Origin of the sequence: Ancylobacter sp. 3268, from assembly GCF_031456575.1 — a bacterium.
GTDB lineage: Bacteria > Pseudomonadota > Alphaproteobacteria > Rhizobiales > Xanthobacteraceae > Ancylobacter.
Map to the genome: position 1 here is coordinate 147388 of NZ_JAVDUX010000007.1, position 19844 is coordinate 167231.

Here is a 19844-nt window from a genome sequence, read left to right on the forward strand (position 1 = left end):
GGACGTGCCTATGACCAAGACGACGCTCATCACATCCCGCCGCGGCGTCCTGCGCGGCGGTGCCGGCCTTCTCGGGCTGATCGCGGCGCCGGCCGTCTTCACCGGCCGGGCGGCCGCCGCCGATACCACGCTGACCGTCACCTCCTGGGGCGGCGACTACAACAAGTCGGTGCGCGAGGTGTTCGCCGACCCCTTCACCGCCGAGACCGGCATCAAGGTGACGCTGGTCGACAATGGCGACATGGCCAAGGTCAAGGCGCAGGTGCAGGGCGGCAACGTCCAGTGGGACGTGATCGACGCCCCCGCCGCCTTCGCCACCTCCGGCGCCCGCGACAAGCTCTGGGAAGAGCTGGACATGTCGATCATCAAGCCGGGCGAGCTGGTCTCCAAGCCGGCGACCGACTACATGCCGATGTACCTCTATTCCGGCGGACTTCTGTGGGACGAGAAGCGCACCCCGGACGGCAAGCACCCGGTGGACTTCGCCGGCTTCTATGATTTCGCGAAGTATCCCGGCCGCCGCGTCATGCGCTCGCTCGCCTCCGAGACGCTGGAAGTGGCGCTGGTCGCCGACGGCGTGGCGCCGAAGGAGCTCTATCCGCTCGATGTCGAGCGTGCCTTCGCCGCGCTCGACCGCATGAAGCCGCACGTCTCCAAATGGGCGGCGACCACGCCGGACCAGGTGAACGCCGTCGTCCAGAACGAGGGCGACTTCTCCTATAGCTACTTCAACCGCGTGAAGTCGGCGCAGAAGGCCGGCGCCCCGCTCGCCTTCTCCTTCCAGCAGACCGTCAATTCGCTGGATTATTTCGCCGTTCCCAAGGGCACGAAGAACAAGGAAGCGGCGATGCGCTTCATCGACTTCTGCCTCAAGCCCGAGCGGCAGGTCGCCTGGGCGGTACGTGGATACTACATGCCGAACAGCGTTGCCGCGATAGACGAGGTGAAGAAGTCGCCCTCCGGCGATTTCCTGCCCGACCTCACCAACGGCAAGAATGTCATCGTCAACTCCCAGTGGTGGGGCGAGAACTACACGGCGGTGCAGAAGCGCTATGCCGAGTGGATGCTGATCTGATCGTACACCCCACCATACCCCGTCCCGGCCTCCCGGGGCGGGGTATGCCTCCCCCGCCGCCCATCCGGTACGAATGCCATGTCCGCCGACGCCTGCCCCGCCGACGCATCTTCCAACGACGCCTTCCTCGCCGAGCTGAAGGCGATTGTCGGCGAGCGCTATGTCCTCACCGACGCCGCCGATACCGCGCTGTTCCTCACCGACCACCGTGGCCGCTACCACGGCAAGGCGCTGGCGGTGCTGCGGCCGGCCTCGACCGAGGAGGTGGCGAAGCTGGTGAAGGCCTGCGCTGAAGCCGGCGTCGCCATCGTGCCGCAGGGCGGCAATACCGGCCTGTGCGGCGGCGCCACCCCGCTGGAGCCGCGCCCCGCCGTGGTTTTGCGGCTCGATCGCATGAACCGCATCCGCGCCGTCTCGCCGGCGGACGAGACCATCACGGTCGACGCCGGCTGCATCCTCGCCGACATACAGGGCGCGGCGGCGAAGGAGGGGCTACTGTTCCCGCTCAGCCTCGGCGCCGAGGGCAGCTGCCAGATCGGCGGCAACATCTCCACCAATGCCGGCGGCATTGCCGTGCTGCGCTATGGCAATATGCGCCAATTGGTGCTCGGCCTCGAAGTGGTGCTCGCTGACGGCACCGTGCTCGACGGGCTGCGCCGGCTGCGCAAGGACAATGCCGGCTACGACCTCAAGCAGCTGTTCATCGGCGCGGAAGGCACGCTCGGCGTGGTCACGGCGGCGGTGCTGAAACTGTTCCCGGCCATCCGCTCGCGCTCCATCGCCATGATGCAGCTCGAAAGCGTCGAGGATGCGCTGACCCTGTTCGCCCGCGCCCGCGCGGTGTTCGGCGAACGCATCTCCAGCTTCGAGATCATCGGCTCGTCCTATATGGACTTCGTACTGCGCTACGTGCCGGGTACGGTGATGCCCTTCGCGCAGAAGTCGCCTTGGTACCTGCTGATCGAGGCCGGGGATTCCCAGCCCGACGCCCCGCTCGGCGCGGCGATGGAAGGCTTCCTCGCCGAGGCCTTCGAGGCCGGACTGATCAGCGACGCCACCATTGCCGCCAGCCTCGCGCAGGAAGAGGCGATCTGGAAGCTGCGCCATGGCGTCACCGGCGAGTTCAAGCTCGCCGGCAAGACCATGTCGCACGACACCTCGGTGCCGGTTGCCGAGCAGCCCGCCTTCGTCCGGCGCGTGGAAGAAGGCGTGCTCAAGGCCTATCCCGACGCCAATGTGATGGCGGTCGGCCATATCGGCGACGGCAACATCCACGTCGTGGTGCTGTTCCCGCATGAGCGCTTCGCGACCTCCGAGGCGTTCGAGGCGGCCTCGGACGCCATCGACGTCATCATCGACGACGTGGCGATGGAGCTCGGCGGCTCGATCACCGCCGAGCACGGGGTCGGCACCACCTATCGCAAGCGCCTTGCCCGCACCAAGAATCCGGCCGAGCTCGCGCTGATGCGGCAGATCAAGGCAGTGCTCGACCCGGAAAGCCGCATGAATCCCGGCAAGCTCTTCCTGCCCGACGCGGCCGTCTGATCCGGCCGGGCGAGGAACCCGTCATGCTGTCCACCGCCCTCAATGTCGAGGATGTCCGCAGGCTGGCGCGCCGCCGCCTGCCGCGCGGCATCTTCGACTATATCGACCGTGGCGCCGAGGACGAGGTCGGCCTCGCCCGGCTGCGGCGCGGCTTCGACGACGTGCTGTTCCATCCGCGCGTGCTCGTCGATGTCTCCCGGCGCGACCTGTCGACGCGGCTTTTCGGGCACGAGCAGTCGCTGCCGTTGGTCATCGCCCCGACAGCGGCGGCCGGCCTCGCCTGGCACCAGGGCGAGATCGAACTCGCCCGCGCCGCCGCCAAGGCCGGCATCCCCTTCACCATCGCCATGGAATCGATCACCGAACTGGAGCGCATCGTCACCGAAAGCCGGGCCCGCCTGTGGTTCCAGCTCTATATGTGGCAGGCGCGCGATCTCTCCTATGCGCTGATCGACCGCGCCTGGGCGAGCGGCATCGAGACGCTGGTGCTCACCGTCGACACCGTCGCCAACCCGATCCGCGAGTATAATATCCGCAATGGCTATGCTGTGCCGATCCGCGCCAGCCTGCGCGGCGGGCTCGACATGCTTACCCATCCGCGCTGGGTGGTCTCGGTGCTGCTGCGCTACCTGCTCGACGAGGGCATGCCGACCTACCGGCACTATCCCGAGGGGATGCGCGCCAGCATCACCCGCAGCAAGCCCACCTCCGAGGTCCGGCTTACCGATGCGCTGGGCTGGGACGACCTGAAGGAACTGCGCCGGCGCTGGCGCGGCCGGCTCATCCTCAAGGGCGTGCTGACCACCGGCGATGCGGTCCGCGCGGTCGAGGCCGGCGCCGACGGCATCGTCGTCTCCAGCCATGGCGCGCGCAATCTCGATTCCGCCGTTCCGCCGGTGCGCATCCTGCCCGCCATTGCCGAGGCGGTGCGCGGGCGCGCCACGGTGCTCGCCGACAGCGGCGTGCGGCGCGGGACCGACGTGCTCAAGCTCATGGCGCTCGGCGCCGACGCCGTGCTGGTCGGCCGCGCCCCGCTCTACGGCATCGCCGTGGCCGGCGAGGCCGGCGCCAGCCACGTCCTCGACCTGCTGCGGCGGGAAATGCTGGCGACGCTCGGCCTTCTCGGTTGCACGCGCCTCGACGCGCTCGACTCCTCCTTCGTTTCCTACGAGAGAAGCTGACGGCCACGTCGTCCCGAAAGATCGCCCCATGACCCTCGCCCGGCCCCTGCCCCCTAACGTCTACCAGCTCGATGCCACGCCGGCGCCGGACACCCCGCCGCTCGACGGCTCGCGGCGCACCTCGGTGGCGATCATCGGCGGCGGCATCGTCGGGCTAACCACGGCACTGCATCTCGCCGAGGCCGGCACCGATGTCGTGGTTCTGGAGGCCAACGAACCGGGCTGGGGCGCCTCGGGCAATAATGGCGGCCAGCTCAATCCCGGCCTCAAATTCGAGCCCGATGTCATCGAGGAGACCTGGGGCCCCGAACTCGGCCGGCGCATGGTGAGCTTCGCCTGGGACACGCCGACCCGCACGCTCGAACTGATCGCCCGTCTCGGCATCGCCTGCGATGCCCACAAGGGCGGCACGCTGCGCGTCGCCCGCAGCGCCAAGGCGCGCGAGGCGGTGGAGGCGACCGCCCGCCAGTGCATCGCGCGCGGCATGCCGGTCTCATGGCTCGACGGCACGCAGACGCAGGCCGCGACCGGCACGCCGGCCTATCACGGTGCCATGCTCGATGCACGCGGCGGCAACCTCAACCCGCTCGCCTATTCGCGCGGCCTCGCCCGCGCGGCGCTCGCCGCCGGCGCGCGCGTGCATGGCGGCACGCCAGCCACCGCGCTGCACCGGACCGCGTCCGGCTGGTCGGTCGAAACCCCGGCCGGCACGGTGGCGGCCGAGAAGATCCTCATCGCCACCAACGGCTTCACCGGCGATCTGTGGAAGGGCCTGCGACAGACCATCGTGCCGGTCTTCAGCGCCATCGCCGCCACCGAGCCCCTGAGCGCGGCCCAGCGGGCCGGTATCACGCCGGATCGCCCCTCGGTCTATGAGAGCGGGCGCATCACCGTCTATTACCGCATCGACGCGCAGGGCCGCCTGCTGATGGGCGGGCGCGGGCCGATGCAGCCCATCGCCACGCCCGATCCCATCGCCTATCTCACCGACTACGCGGTCGCACTCTGGCCTCAGTTGCAGGGCGTACGCTGGACCCATGGCTGGAACAGCCAGCTTGCCATGACCAAGGATCACTGGCCGCACGTCCACGAGCCCTCCCCGGACGCGTTGATCTATCTCGGCTGCAACGGCCGCGGCGTGGCGCTCGGCACAGCCCTCGCCCGCCAGCTGGCCGGCCGGCTGCTGCAAGGCGCCGCCTTCCAGCTCGATCTGCCGATCATGCAGCCGAAGCCGATCGCCTTCCACGCCTTCTGGCCGCTCGGCGTGCGCGCCGCCGTGCTGCATGGCCGCCTCATGGACCGTCTCGGCCTTTAGCGCGCGAACCCTCAGAAGGTCGGCGGCGTGCAGGCGCTCACCACCTCGCACGGCACCGGCCCGACGCAGCGGAAGCGATGCGGCCGCCGGCTCTCGAAATAATAGGCGTCGCCCGGCCCCAGCACCCGCCGCTCGCCGTCCACCGTCACCTCCAGCCGGCCCGAGAGGATGATGCCGCCCTCCTCGCCGTCATGCACCAACGGGATGATGCCGGTGTCCGCGCCGGGCTGGTAGCACTCCTTCAGGATCTGCAACGCCCGGCCGAAGGCGCTCTCGCCGACCTGGCGGAACGAGATCGGCCCCTTGCCGATCTCGGTCAGCTCGTCCTCGCGGTAGAAAGCCTTCTTCGGCAGCGTCGGTGTCAACCCGAAGAACTCCGCCATGCTGATCGGTATGCCGTCGAGGATGCGCTTCAGCGCGCCCACCGACGGATTGCTGGTGTTGGATTCGATCAGCGAGATGGTGGAATTGGTCACGCCGGCGCGCCGGGCGAGCTCCCGCTGCGACAGCTTGTGCAGCTGACGGACATAGCGGAGCCGCCCCCCGAGATCCTCCTCGACCATCCGCCTGTTTCATCCGTTGCAAATATCAAAAACCGCCAGCTTCAATCCCTTATATATCAGCATGTTGATCCGCACCAGAAAAGGACTTGTCCCGCGCTGCCCATCGTGACCAAGGTCGGCCTCCGCAAAAGGAGACCCGCCGTGAACATCCGCGCCAACACCCCCTCGCTCGACGCCTTCTGGATGCCATTCACGGCGAACCGCCAGTTCAAGGCCGCGCCGCGCCTGCTCGCCGCCGCCGAGGGCATGTACTACACCAGCGACGACGGGCGCCGGGTGCTCGACGGCACTGCCGGCCTGTGGTGCGTCAATGCCGGCCACGGTCGCCGGCAGATCACCGAGGCGGTCGAGCGCCAGCTCTCCACCCTCGATTTCGCGCCGACCTTCCAGATGGGCCATCCCATCGCCTTCGATTTCGCCGAGCGCCTCGCCGCCATCGCGCCGGGCGGGCTCGACCGGGTGTTCTTCACCAATTCCGGCTCGGAATCGGTCGATACCGCGCTGAAGATCGCCATCGCCTATCAGCGTGCCATCGGCCAGGGTACCCGCACCCGCGTCATCGGCCGCGAGCGCGGCTATCACGGCGTCGGCTTCGGCGGCATCACCGTCGGCGGCCTGGTCAATAATCGCCGTGTCTTCCCGCTGCTGCCCGGCGCCGACCATCTGCGCCACACCCATGATCCGGCGCGCAACGCCTTTACCAAGGGTGGCCTGCCGACCCACGGCGCCGAGCTCGCCGACGATCTAGAGCGCCTCGTCGCGCTGCATGGCGCCGAGACCATCGCCGCGGTGATCGTCGAGCCGATGGCCGGCTCCACCGGTGTGCTGCTGCCGCCCAAGGGCTATCTGGAGCGGCTGCGCGAGATCGCCACCCGCCACGGCATCCTCTTGATCTTCGACGAGGTTATCACCGGCTTCGGCCGTCTCGGCGCGCCGTTCGCCACCGATTATTTCGGCGTGACGCCGGATCTCGTCACCACCGCCAAGGGCATCACCAACGGCACCATCCCGATGGGCGCGGTGTTCGCCAGCCGCAAGGTGCATGACGGGCTGATGACCGGCCCGGAGGCGGCCATCGAGCTGTTCCACGGCTACACCTATTCCGGCCATCCGGTCGCCTGCGCCGCCGGCCTCGCCACGCTGGACATCTATGCCGAGGAAGGCCTGCTCACCCGCGCGGCGGAACTCGCCCCGCATTGGGAGGAGGCGATGCATGCGCTGCGCGGCCTGCCCAATGTGGTCGACATCCGCACTATCGGCCTCGTCGCCGGCATCGAACTTTCCTCGCGCGAGGGCGCGCCCGGCGCCCGCGCCTATGACGTCTTCGTCGATTGCTTCGAGAAGGGCCTGCTGATCCGCGTCACCGGCGACATCATCGCGCTGTCGCCGCCGCTCATCGCCGAGACGCAGCACATCGACGACCTCGCCGCCATGCTGGGCGACGCGCTCAAGCGCGCCGCGTAAGCAGACGACACGGCCCGCCCCCGCTCATTCGGCGGGTGCGGGCTGCGCCGTCGCTGGTACCGCTCCGCCCCCGAAGCGGCGCTGCAACCGCGCCAGATAGATATAGACCACCGGCGTGGTGTAGAGCGTCAGCACCTGGCTGAGCGCGAGGCCGCCGACCATGGCGTAGCCGAGCGGCTGGCGCAGTTCCGCGCCGGTGCCGTGGCCGAGCATCAGCGGCACGCCGGCCAGCAGCGCCGCCAGCGTCGTCATCAGGATCGGGCGGAAACGCAGCCGGCACGCCTCGGCGATGGCGTCCTCCGGCGTCATGCCGCGCTCGCGTTCGCCGGCAATGGCGAAGTCCACCAGCATGATGCCGTTCTTCTTCACGATGCCGATCAGCAGGATGATGCCGATGATGCCGATCACCGACAGGTCGAAGCCGCCGGCCCACAAGGCCAGCAGAGCGCCGATGCCGGCCGAGGGCAGAGTCGACAGGATGGTCAGCGGGTGGATGTAGCTCTCATAGAGCACGCCGAGAATGACATAGACGGCGAACAGCGCGGCGGCGATCAGGGCCGGCTCGCTGGCCAAGGCGCTCTGGAACACCTGCGCGCTGCCCTGGAAGCTGCCGGTCAGCGTCGCCGGCGCGCCGAGCTCGGCGGCGGCGGCATTGATCGCCTGCACCGCCTCGCCCAGCGACACGCCGGGCTTCAGATTGAACGACAGCGTCACCGCCGGGAACTGCGCCTGGTGCGATACCGACAGCGGCCCCACCGCTTTGGCGTCGATGCTCACGAAGGTGGAGAGCGGGATCGCCGCGCCCGTGTCCGGCGACTTGACATAGATCTGGTCGAGCGTGCCGATGTGCTTCTGCTGCTCCGGCGTCGCCTCGATGATCACCGAGTAGGAATCCAGCTGGGTGAAGTACTGCGTCGCCTGGCGCTGGCCGAAGGCGTCGTTCAGCGTGGCGTCGATCAGCGCCGGCTGGATGCCGAAGCGGGCGGCGCGCTCGCGGTCGATGGAGATCTTCAGCTGCGGCGCATTGCCCTGCTGGTCGCTGGTGACGTCGGTTAGCTCGGGCAGCTGGCGCAGCCGGGCCAGGAGCTTCGGCGCCCACTCGTTTAGCTCGTCGAGATTTACATCGGTGACGGTGTATTGGTAGAGCGCGCGCGAGATGCGCCCGCCCACCGTGATGTCCTGTGAGGGTTGCAGGAACACATTGGCGCCGGAGACCTGCATCAGCTTCGGCCGCAGCCGGTCGATCACCTGGCGGGCATTGGCGTCGCGTTCCTCGCGCGGTTTCAGGGCGATGAAGAAGCGGCCGGTATTGGTGGTGTTCGCCCCGCCGGCGCCGAGCACCGAGCCGAAGGCCGCCACCGCCGGATCCTTGGCGATCACCGCGCCGAGCGCGGTCTGCAAGCGCTTCATCTCGTCGGGGGAGACATCCTGCGCCGCCTCGGAAAGCCCGGTGATGACGCCGATGTCCTGCGTCGGGAAGAAGCCCTTCGGCACCGCGACGAACAGCCAGCCGGTGAGCCCGATGGTGGCGAAGAACACCATCAGCGTGGCGAAGCGGAAGCGCAGCGCCACCGCCAGCGTGCGCTCGTAGAAGCCGAGTATGCCGTCGAACCCGGCCTCGACGACGCGGTAGAGCCGTCCACGCCCGTCCGGGGGAGCTTTGAGGAAACGCGAGCACAACATCGGCGTCAGCGTCAGCGACACCAGCGCGGACACCGCGATGGCGGCGGTGACGGTGAGGGCGAATTCGCGGAACAGCCGCCCGACGATGCCGCCCATCAGCAGCAGCGGAATGAACACCGCCACCAGCGAGATCGAGATCGACAGCACGGTGAAGCCGATCTCGCGCGCGCCCTTCATCGCCGCGCTGAAGGCCGGCTCGCCTTCCTCCATGTGGCGGACGATGTTCTCCACCACCACGATGGCGTCATCCACGACGAAGCCGACCGCGATGGTCAGCGCCATCAGCGACAGGTTGTCGAGGCTGAAGTCCAGCGCGTACATCACCGCCGCCGAGCCGGCGAGCGAGATCGGCACCACCACCGCCGGGATCAGCGTGGCCCTTATGTTGCGCAGGAACAGCAGGATCACCATCACCACCAGCGCTACGGTGAGCAGCAGGGTGAACTGCACGTCCTCCACCGAAGCGCGGATGGTGGTGGTGCGGTCGACGATGGTGTCGATGGTGATGCCGGCGGGGATGATGCCGTCGAGCTGGGGCAGCGTCGCCTTGATGGCATCCACCGTCTCGATGACGTTGGCGCCCGGCTGCTTGAAGATCAGCAGCACCACCGCCCGCTTGTCGGTGCTCCAGGCCGCGACATTGACGTTCTCCGGCCCCTCCACCGCGTGGCCGACGTCGCGTACCCTTATCGGCGCGCCGTTGCGATAGGCGAGGATCACGTCGTCATAGTCGGCCGGCTTCACGATCTGGTCGTTGGCGGCGATGGTGAAGCTGCGCACCGCGTTGTTGATCGTCCCCTTCGCCGCCAGCGCGGTGGAATCGGCAAGCGTGCCGCGCACATCCTCGAAGGTGAGCCCGCTCGCCGCCAGCCGCGCCGGATCGAGCTGCACCCGCACCGCCGGCTTCTGCTCGCCGCCGATGATCACCTGCGCCACGCCCTGCACCTGCGACAGGCGCTGGGCCAGCACATTGTCGGCGAAGTCGTCCACCGCCGTCATCGGCATGGTGTCCGAGCGGGCGGCGAGGATCATGATCGGGCTATCCGCCGGATTGACCTTGCGATAGCTCGGCGGCGAGGAGAGGTCGTCGGGCAATTGGCGCTGCGCCGCGGTGATCGCCGCCTGCACGTCCTGCGCCGCCGCGTCGATGTTGCGGGAGAGGTCGAACTGCAGGGTGATCGAGGTCGAGCCCAGCGTCGAAGTCGAGGTCATCTGGTCGAGGCCGGCGATCTGGCCGAAGCGCCGCTCCAGCGGCGCGGCCACCGCCGAGGCCATGGTGTCCGGGCTCGCCCCCGGCAGGCTGGCGGAGACCTGCACGGTGGGGAAGTCGACCTGCGGCAGCGGCGCCACCGGCAAGAGCGGATAGGCGACGACGCCGAGCACGGCGAGCGCCGCCATCATCAGCGAGGTGGCGATGGGACGCCGGATGAAGGGAGCCGAGAGGTTCACGGCGCGATCCTCACTGGGTGATCCTTCCACTCTCGCCCTCGGCGAGGTGCTCGGCCGGCGCGCGGATGTCCCCGACGACGGCGACCTTGGCATTCGGCCGCAGCCGGTACTGGCCATCGAGGATGACGCGGTCGCCGTCATCGAGCCCGCGCGTCACCACGGTGACGCCGCCGGCGACCCGCCCGGTCTCGATCGGCCTCACCGTAGCCGCGTCGCCGGCGCCGAGCACCCAGGCGAACAGCCCGTCCGGCCCGCGCTGCACCGCCGCTACCGGAACGGTAAGGGCGTTCTTCACCGTATCCACGGCGAGGTTCACATGCACGAAGGCGCCCGGCCACAGTCGCTCGTCCTCGTTGGGGAACACCGCCTTGAGCTTCAGCGTCGCGGTGCCGGCGTCGATCTGGTTGTCGAGCACGGCGAGGGTTCCGCTGCCGAGCACGGTGCCGTCGTCGCGCGTCGCCACCGCCGCTACCGGGCCCCGCGCGGCCGCCTGCTGCACGGCGTCGAGGTCCTTCTCCGGCAGCGCGAACACCACCGAGATCGGCTTCAGCGTGGTCAGCACGGCAATCGGGGTCGCGTCGCCGGAATGCACGATGTTGCCGGCGTCGAGCTGGCGGATGCCCATCCGCCCGTCCACCGGCGCGACCACGGTCGTGTAATCGAGATTGGCCTGCGCGGTCTCGATCGCCGCGTCGTCGGCGACGATGGAGGCCTTCAGCCCGTCCACCGTCGCCTGCTGCTGGTCCACCGACTGCCGGCTGGCATAGTCCTTCTGCACCAGCTGCGCGTAGCGGGCGAGGTCGGCCTCGGCACCTTTCAGCTGCGCCTCGTCCTTGGCGCGGGCGGCGCGGGCCTGGTCGAGGCTCGCCTGCGCCAGCCGCGGGTCGAGCCGCGCCAGCACGTCGCCGGCCTTCACGTTCTGCCCCTCGGTGAAGTTCACCGATTGCAGCGTGCCGTCGACCCGCGCATGGATGTTGACGGTCTGCGAGGCCTGCACGCTGCCGAGCCCGCCCAGCACCACCGGCACGTCGCGCCGTTCCACCGCCGCCACATGCACGCGGATGGCAGGCGCCTTCGCCGCCGCTACCGGCGGCTGGGCCGCCTGCGCCCGGCTCTCGCGCCAGGCATAGGCGCCGCAACCGAGCGCGAGCGCGCCGCCGAGCAGCAGGGGTACGGCAAGGCGCCCTCTTCGCGGCGGCCGTGGTGCAGTCTCCATTCGCTCAACTCCGCTGGCATCCTCGGCCCCTGCGCCATTGTGCCCCGCGATGCGGCGGATTCTGCATTAAATCTTGTTTATCTACAGCACCTTACGTCAATTCATCCCGTTACGGCATATGCGTTGTACGGGTGACGCCCCGCAATGCTGCGCGGAGGACCTCAATCGCCGAAAGGGCCGGGCCTTGCAGCTCGGCCCTTCCCGGCCGATCAGAGGTCTACCACGCCGGCAGGATCGCGCCCTTGAAGCGGGTGCCGAGGAAGTCCTTCACTTCCTGCGACTGATAGGCTTTCACCAGCTTCACCACCGCGGGCTTGCCCTCGTCGCCGGCACGCACGGCGATGAAATTGCCATAGGGGTTGTCGGTCCGGCTCTCCTGCACCAGCGCGTCCTTGCGCGGGTCGAGCTTGGCGCCGAGCGCGTAGTTGGTGTTGATCACCGCCCCGTCGAGATCGGCAAGCTGCTTGGGCAGCAGCGCCGCGTCCAGTTCGCGCAGCTTCACCTTCTTCGGGTTGCCGGTGACGTCGAGTACGGTCGGCTGTAGGCCCTTGCCCGGCGCCAGGGTGATGAGGCCGTTGGCCGCCAGCAGGTTCAGCGCCCGCCCGCCATTGGAAGGATCGTTGGGAATGCCGATCTGCGCGCCCTCGGGCAGATCCTTGAAGTCCTTTATTTTCAGCGAATAGAAGCCGATCGGCTCGACAATGGTGAAGCCGGCCGGGACGATCCTGTAACCGCGCGCCGCGATCTGCGCGTCGAGATAGGGCTTGTGCTGGAAGGCGTTGGCGTCGAGGTCGCCGCGCGACAGCGCTTCGTTGGGCAGGGTGTAGTCGGAGAAGGTGACGACCTCGATCTCGAGCCCTGCCTTCGCCGCCACCTTCTTCGCCACTTCGGCGATCTCCTCCTCGTCGCCGCCGATGACGCCGAGCTTGATCCTGTCGGTGGCGGCTTTCTCGTCGGCGTGGGCGGGCAGGATGGTGAAGGCGGCCAGCGTGGCGCCGAGGCCAAGGCCGAGCCAGCGGCGGTTAAGGGCAGTCATGGTGTTCACTCCTGAGGTACGAAGGCGCTGATGGTCGCCTCAGCTAGGCGGAGCGGCATGGAATAGTCTATTGAATTTATGGAATACTAGACATGCATATTTGTTATGCGCATTGCGCACGAATTGTGCGGCCATCCCTCACGCCGCCGGCGCAGTCAGTAATCTATTAGTTTAGTTGACTTCTTCCGCAGGCATGCTAGATATGATTCCGTTCGATGGCGTAGCCGTCGGATCGCGGAATTTGACACCCGGCAGATTGCACCGCGTCACCAATGCTAAAGCGCCACGGAGCGACTTCGTGGTTGGGCAACGAGCTTAGGAGCTGAGCCATGACCATGTGTTGTCGACGTCCCAAACGGGCCTGAGGCCCCTTCTCCGCCCTTCGCCGAGACTGATGGATGCCCGCGCGGGCGTCCGACCATTGGGATATCTGCCATGAGCTCCGTGATCCTTTCGGGCGCCGCCGAGGCGCCGTTGAACCTTTCCGAACCCACCCTGGACGAGATCCTCGCCGACCCGCTGGTCGGCCTGATCCTGCGTCGCGACGGGCTCACGCCCGGCGTCGTGCGGGTGAAGCTCGACCGCGAGCGCCGGCGCCTCGCCCGCTCAGGTCCGGCCCTTCCCCGCGCCGCCTGAGCCGACCGCGCACGATAGACATGATGCTTCAGAACGCCTCCGCCCCGCCGCTGTCGCCGGCGCTGTTCCGCGAGCTCGCCGCTCCCCTCCCGTCGGGCGCGGTCGGGGCCGCGCGGGTGCATGAGCCCGCCGGACACGGCGGCCGGAGTGGGGCCGGGAATGGCGCCTCCATCGTGCTGCGCGACGTCGCCAAGACTTTCCCCGCCCGCGGCTCCGATGCGGCGGTGGAGGCGCTGGCCGACATCGCGCTCGATATCCCGCGCAGCGAGATCTACGGCATCATCGGCCGTTCCGGCGCCGGCAAGTCGACGCTGATCCGCACCATCAACGGGCTGGAGCGCCCGACCCGTGGCGAGGTGATCGTCGACGGCGTCGCCATCAACCGGCTCGACGAGGCGGCGCTGCGCGCCGAGCGGCGGAAGATCGGCATGATCTTCCAGCACTTCAACCTGCTCTCCTCGCGCTCCGCCTTCGACAATGTGGCGCTGCCGCTGGAGCTGGCCGGTCTCTCCCGCGCGGCGATCCGCACCAGGGTGGAGCGGCTGCTCGATCTCGTCGGCCTCGCCGACAAGCGCGACCGTTACCCGGTCGAGCTGTCCGGCGGGCAGAAGCAGCGCGTCGGCATCGCCCGCGCCCTGGCCACCGATCCGAAGGTGCTGCTCTCCGACGAGGCGACCAGCGCGCTGGATCCCGAGACCACGCGCTCGATCCTCGCCTTGCTGGCGCGGGTGAATGCCGAGCTCGGCGTCACCATCGTGCTGATCACCCATGAGATGGCGGTGATCAAGGAAGTCTGCCACCGCGTCGGCGTCATCGAGGCCGGGCGCATCATCGAGGAAGGCCCGGTCGCGGAAGTGTTCGCGCATCCGCGCACCGCCACCGCCCGCTCCTTCATCGGGAGCCTGCCCGGCCGCGAGATCCCCGCCGCGCTCGCCGGCCGCCTGCGCGACGACCCCGCCGGCGCCCGCCAGAGCGTGCTGCGCCTCACCCTCACCGGGGAGGCGGCCGGCCAGCCTGTCGTCACCCGCCTCGCCCGCCAGCTCGGCATCGACGTCGTGCTGCTCGGCGGCCAGATCGACAGCATCGGCGCCCTGCCCTTCGCGCTGCTCTATGTCGGCGTGCCGACGCAGGCCTGGGCAAGCGGCGCGGTTAGCGCGGCGCTCGCAGCCGCCGGCGCCACCACCGAGGTGATCGGCCATGTTCTCTGACCTGATCTCGCCGGCCATCCTCAGTCTCATCGTCGCCTCGACGCTCGAGACCCTCTACATGGTCGCCATCGCGGCGCTGATCGGCACGCTCGCCGGCCTGCCGCTCGGCATCTTCCTGGCCACCAGCGCCAGGGGCGAGCTGTTCGAAGCGGTGGCGGTGAACCGCGTGCTCGGTCTCGTCGTCAACGCCACCCGCTCGACGCCGTTCATCATCCTCGTCGTCGCGATCATCCCCTTCACCCGCCTCGTCGCCGGCACCTCGATCGGCACCACCGCCGCCATCGTGCCGCTCTCCCTCGCCGCAACGCCCTTCATCGCCCGCATCGTCGAGGCGGCGGTGCGCGAGGTTGATCAGGGCCTCGTGGAGGCCTCGCTCGCCATGGGCGCGACACCCTTGCAGATCGTGCGCAAGGTGCTGATTCCCGAGGCGCTGCCCGGCCTGGTGCTCGGCATCACGCTCTCCATCGTCAGCCTGCTGTCCAACTCCGCCATGGTCGGCGCGGTCGGCGGCGGCGGCCTGGGCGACCTCGGCATACGCTATGGCTATCAGCGCTTCATGCCCGAGGTGATGCTGATGGTGGTGGTCGTGCTCATCGTCCTCGTGCAGACCGTGCAGTCGCTCGGCGAGACGCTGGCGAAGAAGGCCAACCGCCGGCTGCGGCGCCACTGAATCCCGTCCTATCCGGAGAACCTCCATGTTTACGCGCTCCACCCTCGCGGCGCTCGCTCTCCTCGCCGCCGCCGGCACCGTTCACGCCGAAACCATCCGCGTCGCCGCCACCCCCGGCCCGCACGCGCAGATCCTCGAGGCGGTGAAGCCGGTCGCCGCCGCCAAGGGGCTCGACATCAAGATCATCGAATTCTCCGACTATGTGGTGCCGAACCAGGCGCTCGACGCCGGCGAGATCGAGGCGAACTCGTTCCAGAACCTGCCCTATCTCGACAACCAGAAAGCCGATCGCGGCTACAGGATCGAGCCGGTGGCGCTCACGGTGAACTTCCCGCTCGGCATCTATTCCAAGAAATGGAAGAGCTGGGCCGAGGTGCCGGAGGGAGCCACCGTCGCCATCCAGAACGACCCGACCAATGGCGGGCGCTCGCTGCTGCTGCTGCAGGACAAGGGCGTGATCAAGCTCAAGGACGGCGTCGGCTTCAAGCCGACCGTGGTCGATATCGTCGAGAACCCGAAGAAACTGCGCATCATCGAACTGGAAGCCGCGCAAACCCCGCGCTCGCTCGACGACGTCGATGCCGCCGCCATCAACACCAACTACGCGGTTTCGGCCGGGCTCGACCCGGTGAAGGGCCCGATCCTCAGGGAGGAAGCCAAAGGCCCCTATGTGAACCTCATCGCCGTGCGCAGCGTCGACAAGGAAAAGCCCTGGGTGAAGACGCTGGTCGATTCCTACCGCTCGCCGGAGGTGAAGACCTTCATCGACAAGACGTTCAAGGGCTCGGTGCTGACCTCCTGGTGAAGCTTTCCCGGCCGCCGGTGAACCGGCGTCCCCGCCTGCCACTGGCGCCGTCGCACGCATGCGGGCATGTTTGCACCATGCTTCGCCGTACGATTCGCCCGTGGACCGACCCGCACCGACGCAAGCCGCGATGCGGTGCCTCCGAGCGCCGACGGGCGGGCCCGCCCCGGCGCCGGACATGGAATCGGCCAGGTCTCGCATGAGCTTCCGCTTCCTCCATTCCAGCGACCTGCATCTGGGCAAGCGCTTCGGCAACATCGCCGACGAGAACCTGCGCGGCCGCCTGCGCGACGCCCGCCACACCGTGCTCGCCCGGCTCGCCGCCCGCACCCGCGAGCACGGTGCCGGTACCGTCCTGCTCGCCGGCGATAGCTTCGACACCGAGACCCCTACCCCCGACATCCGCCGCCAGGCGCTTGCCGAGATGGGCCATCACGCCCCGCTGCGATGGGTGCTGCTGCCCGGCAACCACGATTCCCTGCAGGCGAGCCAGCTGTGGAGCGCCGTCCGCGCCGAGGCGCCGCCCAACGTCGTCATCGCCGCCGAGCCGGCCCCCATCGCGCTGGCGCCCGGTGTGGTGCTGCTGCCCGCCCCCTGCACCGCCCGCCGCCCCGGCCGCGACCTCACCGAATGGATGGACGCCGCGCCGACGCCGGAGGGCGCGCTGCGCCTCGGCCTCGCCCATGGCGCCATCCGCGACTTCTCGGAGGAAGGCATAGGCCTCGACGTGCTGGCGCCCGACCGCGCCGCCCGTGCCGGCCTCGCCTATCTCGCGCTCGGCGACTGGCACGGCGCGGTGGAGGTCGACGCCCGCACCCGCTACAGCGGCACCCCGGAGCCCGACCGCTTCAAGCACGACCGTCCGGGCGAGGCGCTCCTCGTCAGCCTTTCCGCCCCTGCCGCGCCGCCGGAGGTGATCCCGGTCGAGACCGCGAGCTTCGCCTGGCGCTCCCTGCCGCTGCATCTGCTCTCCGGCGACGACAGCGCAGGCAGGCTCGCCGACCTGTTGCCGCCCGGCGCCGCCCGCCGGCAGACGCTGGCACGGATCCTCGCCTCCGGCCGCGCCAGCCTGTCCACGCGCACCGCGCTGGCCGCCGCCGTCGCCCATGCCGCGCCGGAATTCGCCCGGCTGGAGCTCGACGATTCCGCCCTCGCCACCGATGTCGAGCCCGGCGACCTCGACCTCATCGACCGTGCCGGCGCGCTGCGCGACGCGGCGGAGACGCTACGCGCCGAGAGCCTCGACGAGACCCGCCCCGCCAGCGAGCGCGCCATCGCCCGCGCGGCGCTCGCGCGGCTGTTCTCGCTCAGCCAGCACGCCGGCACATGAAGATCGCGGCGCTGCGGCTTTTCAACGTCAAGCGCTTCGCCCGGCAGGGCGTCGCCATCGAGGGCATCGGTGATGGCGTCAACGTACTGTGCGCCGCCAATGAGTTCGGCAAGTCGACGAGCTTCGAGGCCTTGCACGCGCTGTTCTTCCAGCCGCACACCGGCACGCCGAAGGATGTACGCCGCCTCCAGCCCTATAGCGGCGGCCATCCGCTGGTGGAGGCCGACATCGTGGTGCCGGAAGGCCGGTTCCGCCTCACCAAGCAGTTCATCGGCGGCAAGCGCGCCAGCGTCGTCGATCTCGGCACCGGCCGCCTCGTCGCGCAGGCGGACGAAGCCGAGCGCTTCATCGCCGACCTGATCCGTGGCGGCACCGCCGGCCCCGCGGGTCTGCTCTGGGTACGTCAGGGCAATACCGGTCTGGAGAAGCGCAAGGAGGACGAGGACGAGCGGCAGGTTCGCGAGAGCCTGCTCACCTCGGTGCAGGGCGAGGTCGAGGCGATCACCGGCGGCCGGCGCATGTCGGAGATCATGGCCGCCTGCGAGGCGGAGCTGGACCGGCTCGCCACCTCCCGGCTGCGGCCGAAGGCTGGCGGCCCGTATCTCAAGGCGGTGGAGGAGCGCGACCGCCTCGCCGCCGAGGAGCAGCGTCTCGAGGCCGATGTGAAGGCGCTCCGCGACGCGCTCGACCGTCGCACCACCACGCTGAAGCGCCTCTCCGAACTCGGCGATGCCGAGGAGAAGGCAGCCCGCCGCGCCGCGGTGGCCAAGGCCACGACCGCCCTGGAGAGCGCCAAGGCGCACGCTGAGAAGCTGAAGGCTGCCGAGGCGGAAGCCGCCCTGGCGCGCAACCGCCGCGACGCCGCCGAGCGCGAACTCACCACCTTTCGCGAGGCGCTGGACCGCGCCGGACGCCTGCACGCCGAGATGGTCGTCGCAGAGGCCCGCCGTGCGGAGGCGCAGGACCGCCGCCGCGACGCCGCTGCCGCCATCGACGCCGCCACCGCCGCGGTTCATGCGGCGGAGGGGCAGGAGCAGGAGGCCCGCGACTTGCTGGCCCGGCTCGACGCCGCCCTGGCGGCCCGGCGGGCGGCGGCGGAACTGGAAGCCCTGCGCGGTCGCCTGCAACAGGCGGAAACCGCCCGTACCGCGATGGAACAATGCCAGGCGGCGCATGCCCTGCTCGCCATCCCCGCCGAAGGCATCGAGCAGTTGCAACGCCTCGAGATCGAGATCGCCCGGCTGCGCGCCGCCGAAGAGGCCGGCCTGCCCTCGCTGCGCATCGCCTATGAGGCCGGCGCCGCCCCGGTTCTCCTCGACGGCGTGCCGCTGCCGGAGGCGGAGGAGCGCGGCATTCGCGATGCCGTGCGGCTGACGCTGCCCGGCATCGGCGCCCTTACCGTCCGCTCCAACCGGCCTGCCGGCGCCGACAATGCCCGCCGAACCGCCGAGCGCAGCCGCGCCGAACTGCTGCAGACCCTCGGGGTTTCCGACATCGCCGCCGCCCGCCGCCGGCAGGTCGAGGCTCAGGAAAAGGCCGCCGAGCACGACCGCCTGCGCCAGGAGTTGCGCCATCTCGCCCCGGAGGGTCTGCCCAAGCTGCGCGAGGAGGTGGCGCGTCGCGCCGCCGTGCTGCCCGACGCGCTGGAGCTCAAGGCGGATCCCGATGCAACACGTACGGCCCTTGCCGCTGCGGCCGAACAGGTCAAGGCCGCCCGTGCCGCCGCCCGCGAGGTGCAGCCCTTGCAGGGCCGGGCGGGCGATGCGGTGGTGCAGGCGGAAACCGCCTATGCCACGCTCACCGGCGAACGCGCCCGCCTTGACGCGCTGCTCGGCCCGCAAGCCGAGCGCACGGCGCGGGAGCGGGGCCTCGCCGCCGCGCATGCCGACCGACAGACCGCCTTCGAGGCCGCCGCCGCCCATGCGGAAGAACTCCGCGCGGCGGCTCCCGACCTCGCCTCGGCGGAGGCCGTCCTCCGCCGGGCAAGATCGGTCGAGGATGCGGCCGGTGAGGAAGAAAGCCGGCTGAACGTCACCCTCGCCGACCTCAACGGCCAGATCCGCACCCGCTCCGACGATGCGGTGGAGGAAGCCTGGCAGGAGACGCGCGACGCCCTCCAGGCCGCCGAAGCCCGCGTCTCCGCCTTCGAGACCGAGGTTGCGGTGCTCGACCGGCTGCGCGAGGCTCTGCAGGCCTCCCGTTCCGCCGCACGCGACCTCTATCTCCAGCCGGTGCTGGCCGAATTGAAGCCGCTGCTCGGCCTGCTCTTCGACGACATCTCCATCACCTTCGACGAGAAGACGCTGCTGCCGCAGATGGTGCGCCGCAATGGCCAGGACGAGGAGGTGGACCGGCTCTCGGGCGGCATGCGCGAGCAGCTCTCCGTGCTCACCCGCCTCGCCTTCGCCCGGCTGCTCGCCCGCGACGGCCGCCCGGCGCCGGTGATCCTCGACGATGCCCTGGTCTATTCCGACGACGACCGCATCGAGCGCATGTTCGATGCCCTGCACCGGCAGGCGCGCGAGCAGCAGATCATCGTGTTCTCCTGCCGCCAGCGCGCCTTCTCGAAGCTCGGCGGCAACGTGCTGCGCATGCAGCCCTGGCAGCCGGAGCCGGCCTAGGGCACGCACGCCGCGGATCGACGGCGTGTGGACGGCGCCGGGCTCGG

15 protein-coding genes are annotated in these 19844 nt (G+C 69.5%); 11 read left to right on the plus strand and 4 right to left on the minus strand.

All coding sequences use genetic code 11. From position 1 onward, the window contains the following. The first annotated feature begins 10 nt into the window (after window positions 1-10). From J2X65_RS12210 to J2X65_RS12225, 4 genes are all read left to right on the plus strand, one after another. A complete protein-coding gene (locus J2X65_RS12210; protein WP_310201296.1) occupies window positions 11-1075 on the plus strand; it encodes a polyamine ABC transporter substrate-binding protein in 1065 nt (354 codons plus the stop codon). Window positions 1076-1153: 78 nt separating this feature from the next. Continuing rightward, window positions 1154-2620: an FAD-binding oxidoreductase gene (locus tag J2X65_RS12215; protein ID WP_310201297.1), complete on the plus strand. Its 1467-nt coding sequence runs from the start codon at window positions 1154-1156 to the stop codon at window positions 2618-2620. Between the two features lie 23 nt (window positions 2621-2643). Next, window positions 2644-3801, plus strand: coding sequence for an alpha-hydroxy acid oxidase (locus tag J2X65_RS12220; protein ID WP_310201299.1), 1158 nt, complete (start codon window positions 2644-2646; stop codon window positions 3799-3801). A 28-nt stretch (window positions 3802-3829) separates the two neighbouring features. Further along, window positions 3830-5116, plus strand: a complete 1287-nt coding sequence (locus J2X65_RS12225; protein WP_310201301.1) for an FAD-binding oxidoreductase — start codon at window positions 3830-3832, stop codon at window positions 5114-5116. A gap of 11 nt (window positions 5117-5127) precedes the next feature. Here J2X65_RS12225 and J2X65_RS12230 read toward each other — a convergent pair whose 3' ends face one another. Further along, window positions 5128-5679 carry a cupin domain-containing protein gene (locus tag J2X65_RS12230; RefSeq protein WP_310201304.1) on the minus strand — a complete coding sequence of 184 codons (552 nt, stop codon included), beginning with the start codon at window positions 5677-5679 and terminating at the stop codon, window positions 5128-5130. Window positions 5680-5862: 183 nt separating this feature from the next. Between J2X65_RS12230 and J2X65_RS12235 the strand changes: the two genes are divergently transcribed. Then, window positions 5863-7143, plus strand: a complete 1281-nt coding sequence (locus J2X65_RS12235) for an aspartate aminotransferase family protein (RefSeq protein ID WP_310201480.1) — start codon at window positions 5863-5865, stop codon at window positions 7141-7143. Between the two features lie 24 nt (window positions 7144-7167). Here J2X65_RS12235 and J2X65_RS12240 read toward each other — a convergent pair whose 3' ends face one another. From J2X65_RS12240 to J2X65_RS12250, 3 genes are all read right to left on the minus strand, one after another. After that, on the minus strand, window positions 7168-10275 hold the full coding sequence (locus J2X65_RS12240; protein WP_310201307.1) for a multidrug efflux RND transporter permease subunit: 3108 nt from the start codon (window positions 10273-10275) through the stop codon (window positions 7168-7170). Between the two features lie 10 nt (window positions 10276-10285). Then, window positions 10286-11491, minus strand: a complete 1206-nt coding sequence (locus J2X65_RS12245; protein WP_310201310.1) for an efflux RND transporter periplasmic adaptor subunit — start codon at window positions 11489-11491, stop codon at window positions 10286-10288. Between the two features lie 217 nt (window positions 11492-11708). Continuing rightward, the gene (locus tag J2X65_RS12250) at window positions 11709-12527 is read right to left on the minus strand and encodes a MetQ/NlpA family ABC transporter substrate-binding protein (protein WP_310201312.1); all 819 of its coding nucleotides are present in this window, start codon (window positions 12525-12527) and stop codon (window positions 11709-11711) included. A gap of 435 nt (window positions 12528-12962) precedes the next feature. Between J2X65_RS12250 and J2X65_RS12255 the strand changes: the two genes are divergently transcribed. From J2X65_RS12255 to J2X65_RS12280, 6 genes are all read left to right on the plus strand, one after another. Beyond that, the gene (locus J2X65_RS12255; RefSeq protein ID WP_310201314.1) at window positions 12963-13163 is read left to right on the plus strand and encodes a hypothetical protein; all 201 of its coding nucleotides are present in this window, start codon (window positions 12963-12965) and stop codon (window positions 13161-13163) included. Between the two features lie 20 nt (window positions 13164-13183). Next, a complete protein-coding gene (locus J2X65_RS12260) occupies window positions 13184-14371 on the plus strand; it encodes a methionine ABC transporter ATP-binding protein (RefSeq protein WP_310201317.1) in 1188 nt (395 codons plus the stop codon). After that, complete coding sequence (locus tag J2X65_RS12265) at window positions 14361-15041, plus strand: methionine ABC transporter permease (RefSeq protein ID WP_404977697.1); 681 nt, start codon at window positions 14361-14363, stop codon at window positions 15039-15041. The genes J2X65_RS12260 and J2X65_RS12265 overlap by 11 nt, the downstream gene beginning before the upstream one ends. 25 nt (window positions 15042-15066) lie before the next feature. Next, a complete protein-coding gene (locus tag J2X65_RS12270) occupies window positions 15067-15846 on the plus strand; it encodes a MetQ/NlpA family ABC transporter substrate-binding protein (RefSeq protein ID WP_310201319.1) in 780 nt (259 codons plus the stop codon). 199 nt (window positions 15847-16045) lie between these two features. Beyond that, window positions 16046-17176, plus strand: a complete 1131-nt coding sequence (locus J2X65_RS12275; RefSeq protein WP_310201321.1) for a DNA repair exonuclease — start codon at window positions 16046-16048, stop codon at window positions 17174-17176. Then, window positions 17173-19797 (plus strand): DNA-binding protein, encoded by a 2625-nt coding sequence (locus J2X65_RS12280; RefSeq protein ID WP_310201323.1) that lies wholly within the window; start codon window positions 17173-17175, stop codon window positions 19795-19797. The genes J2X65_RS12275 and J2X65_RS12280 overlap by 4 nt, the downstream gene beginning before the upstream one ends. The last annotated feature ends 47 nt before the right edge of the window (window positions 19798-19844 follow it).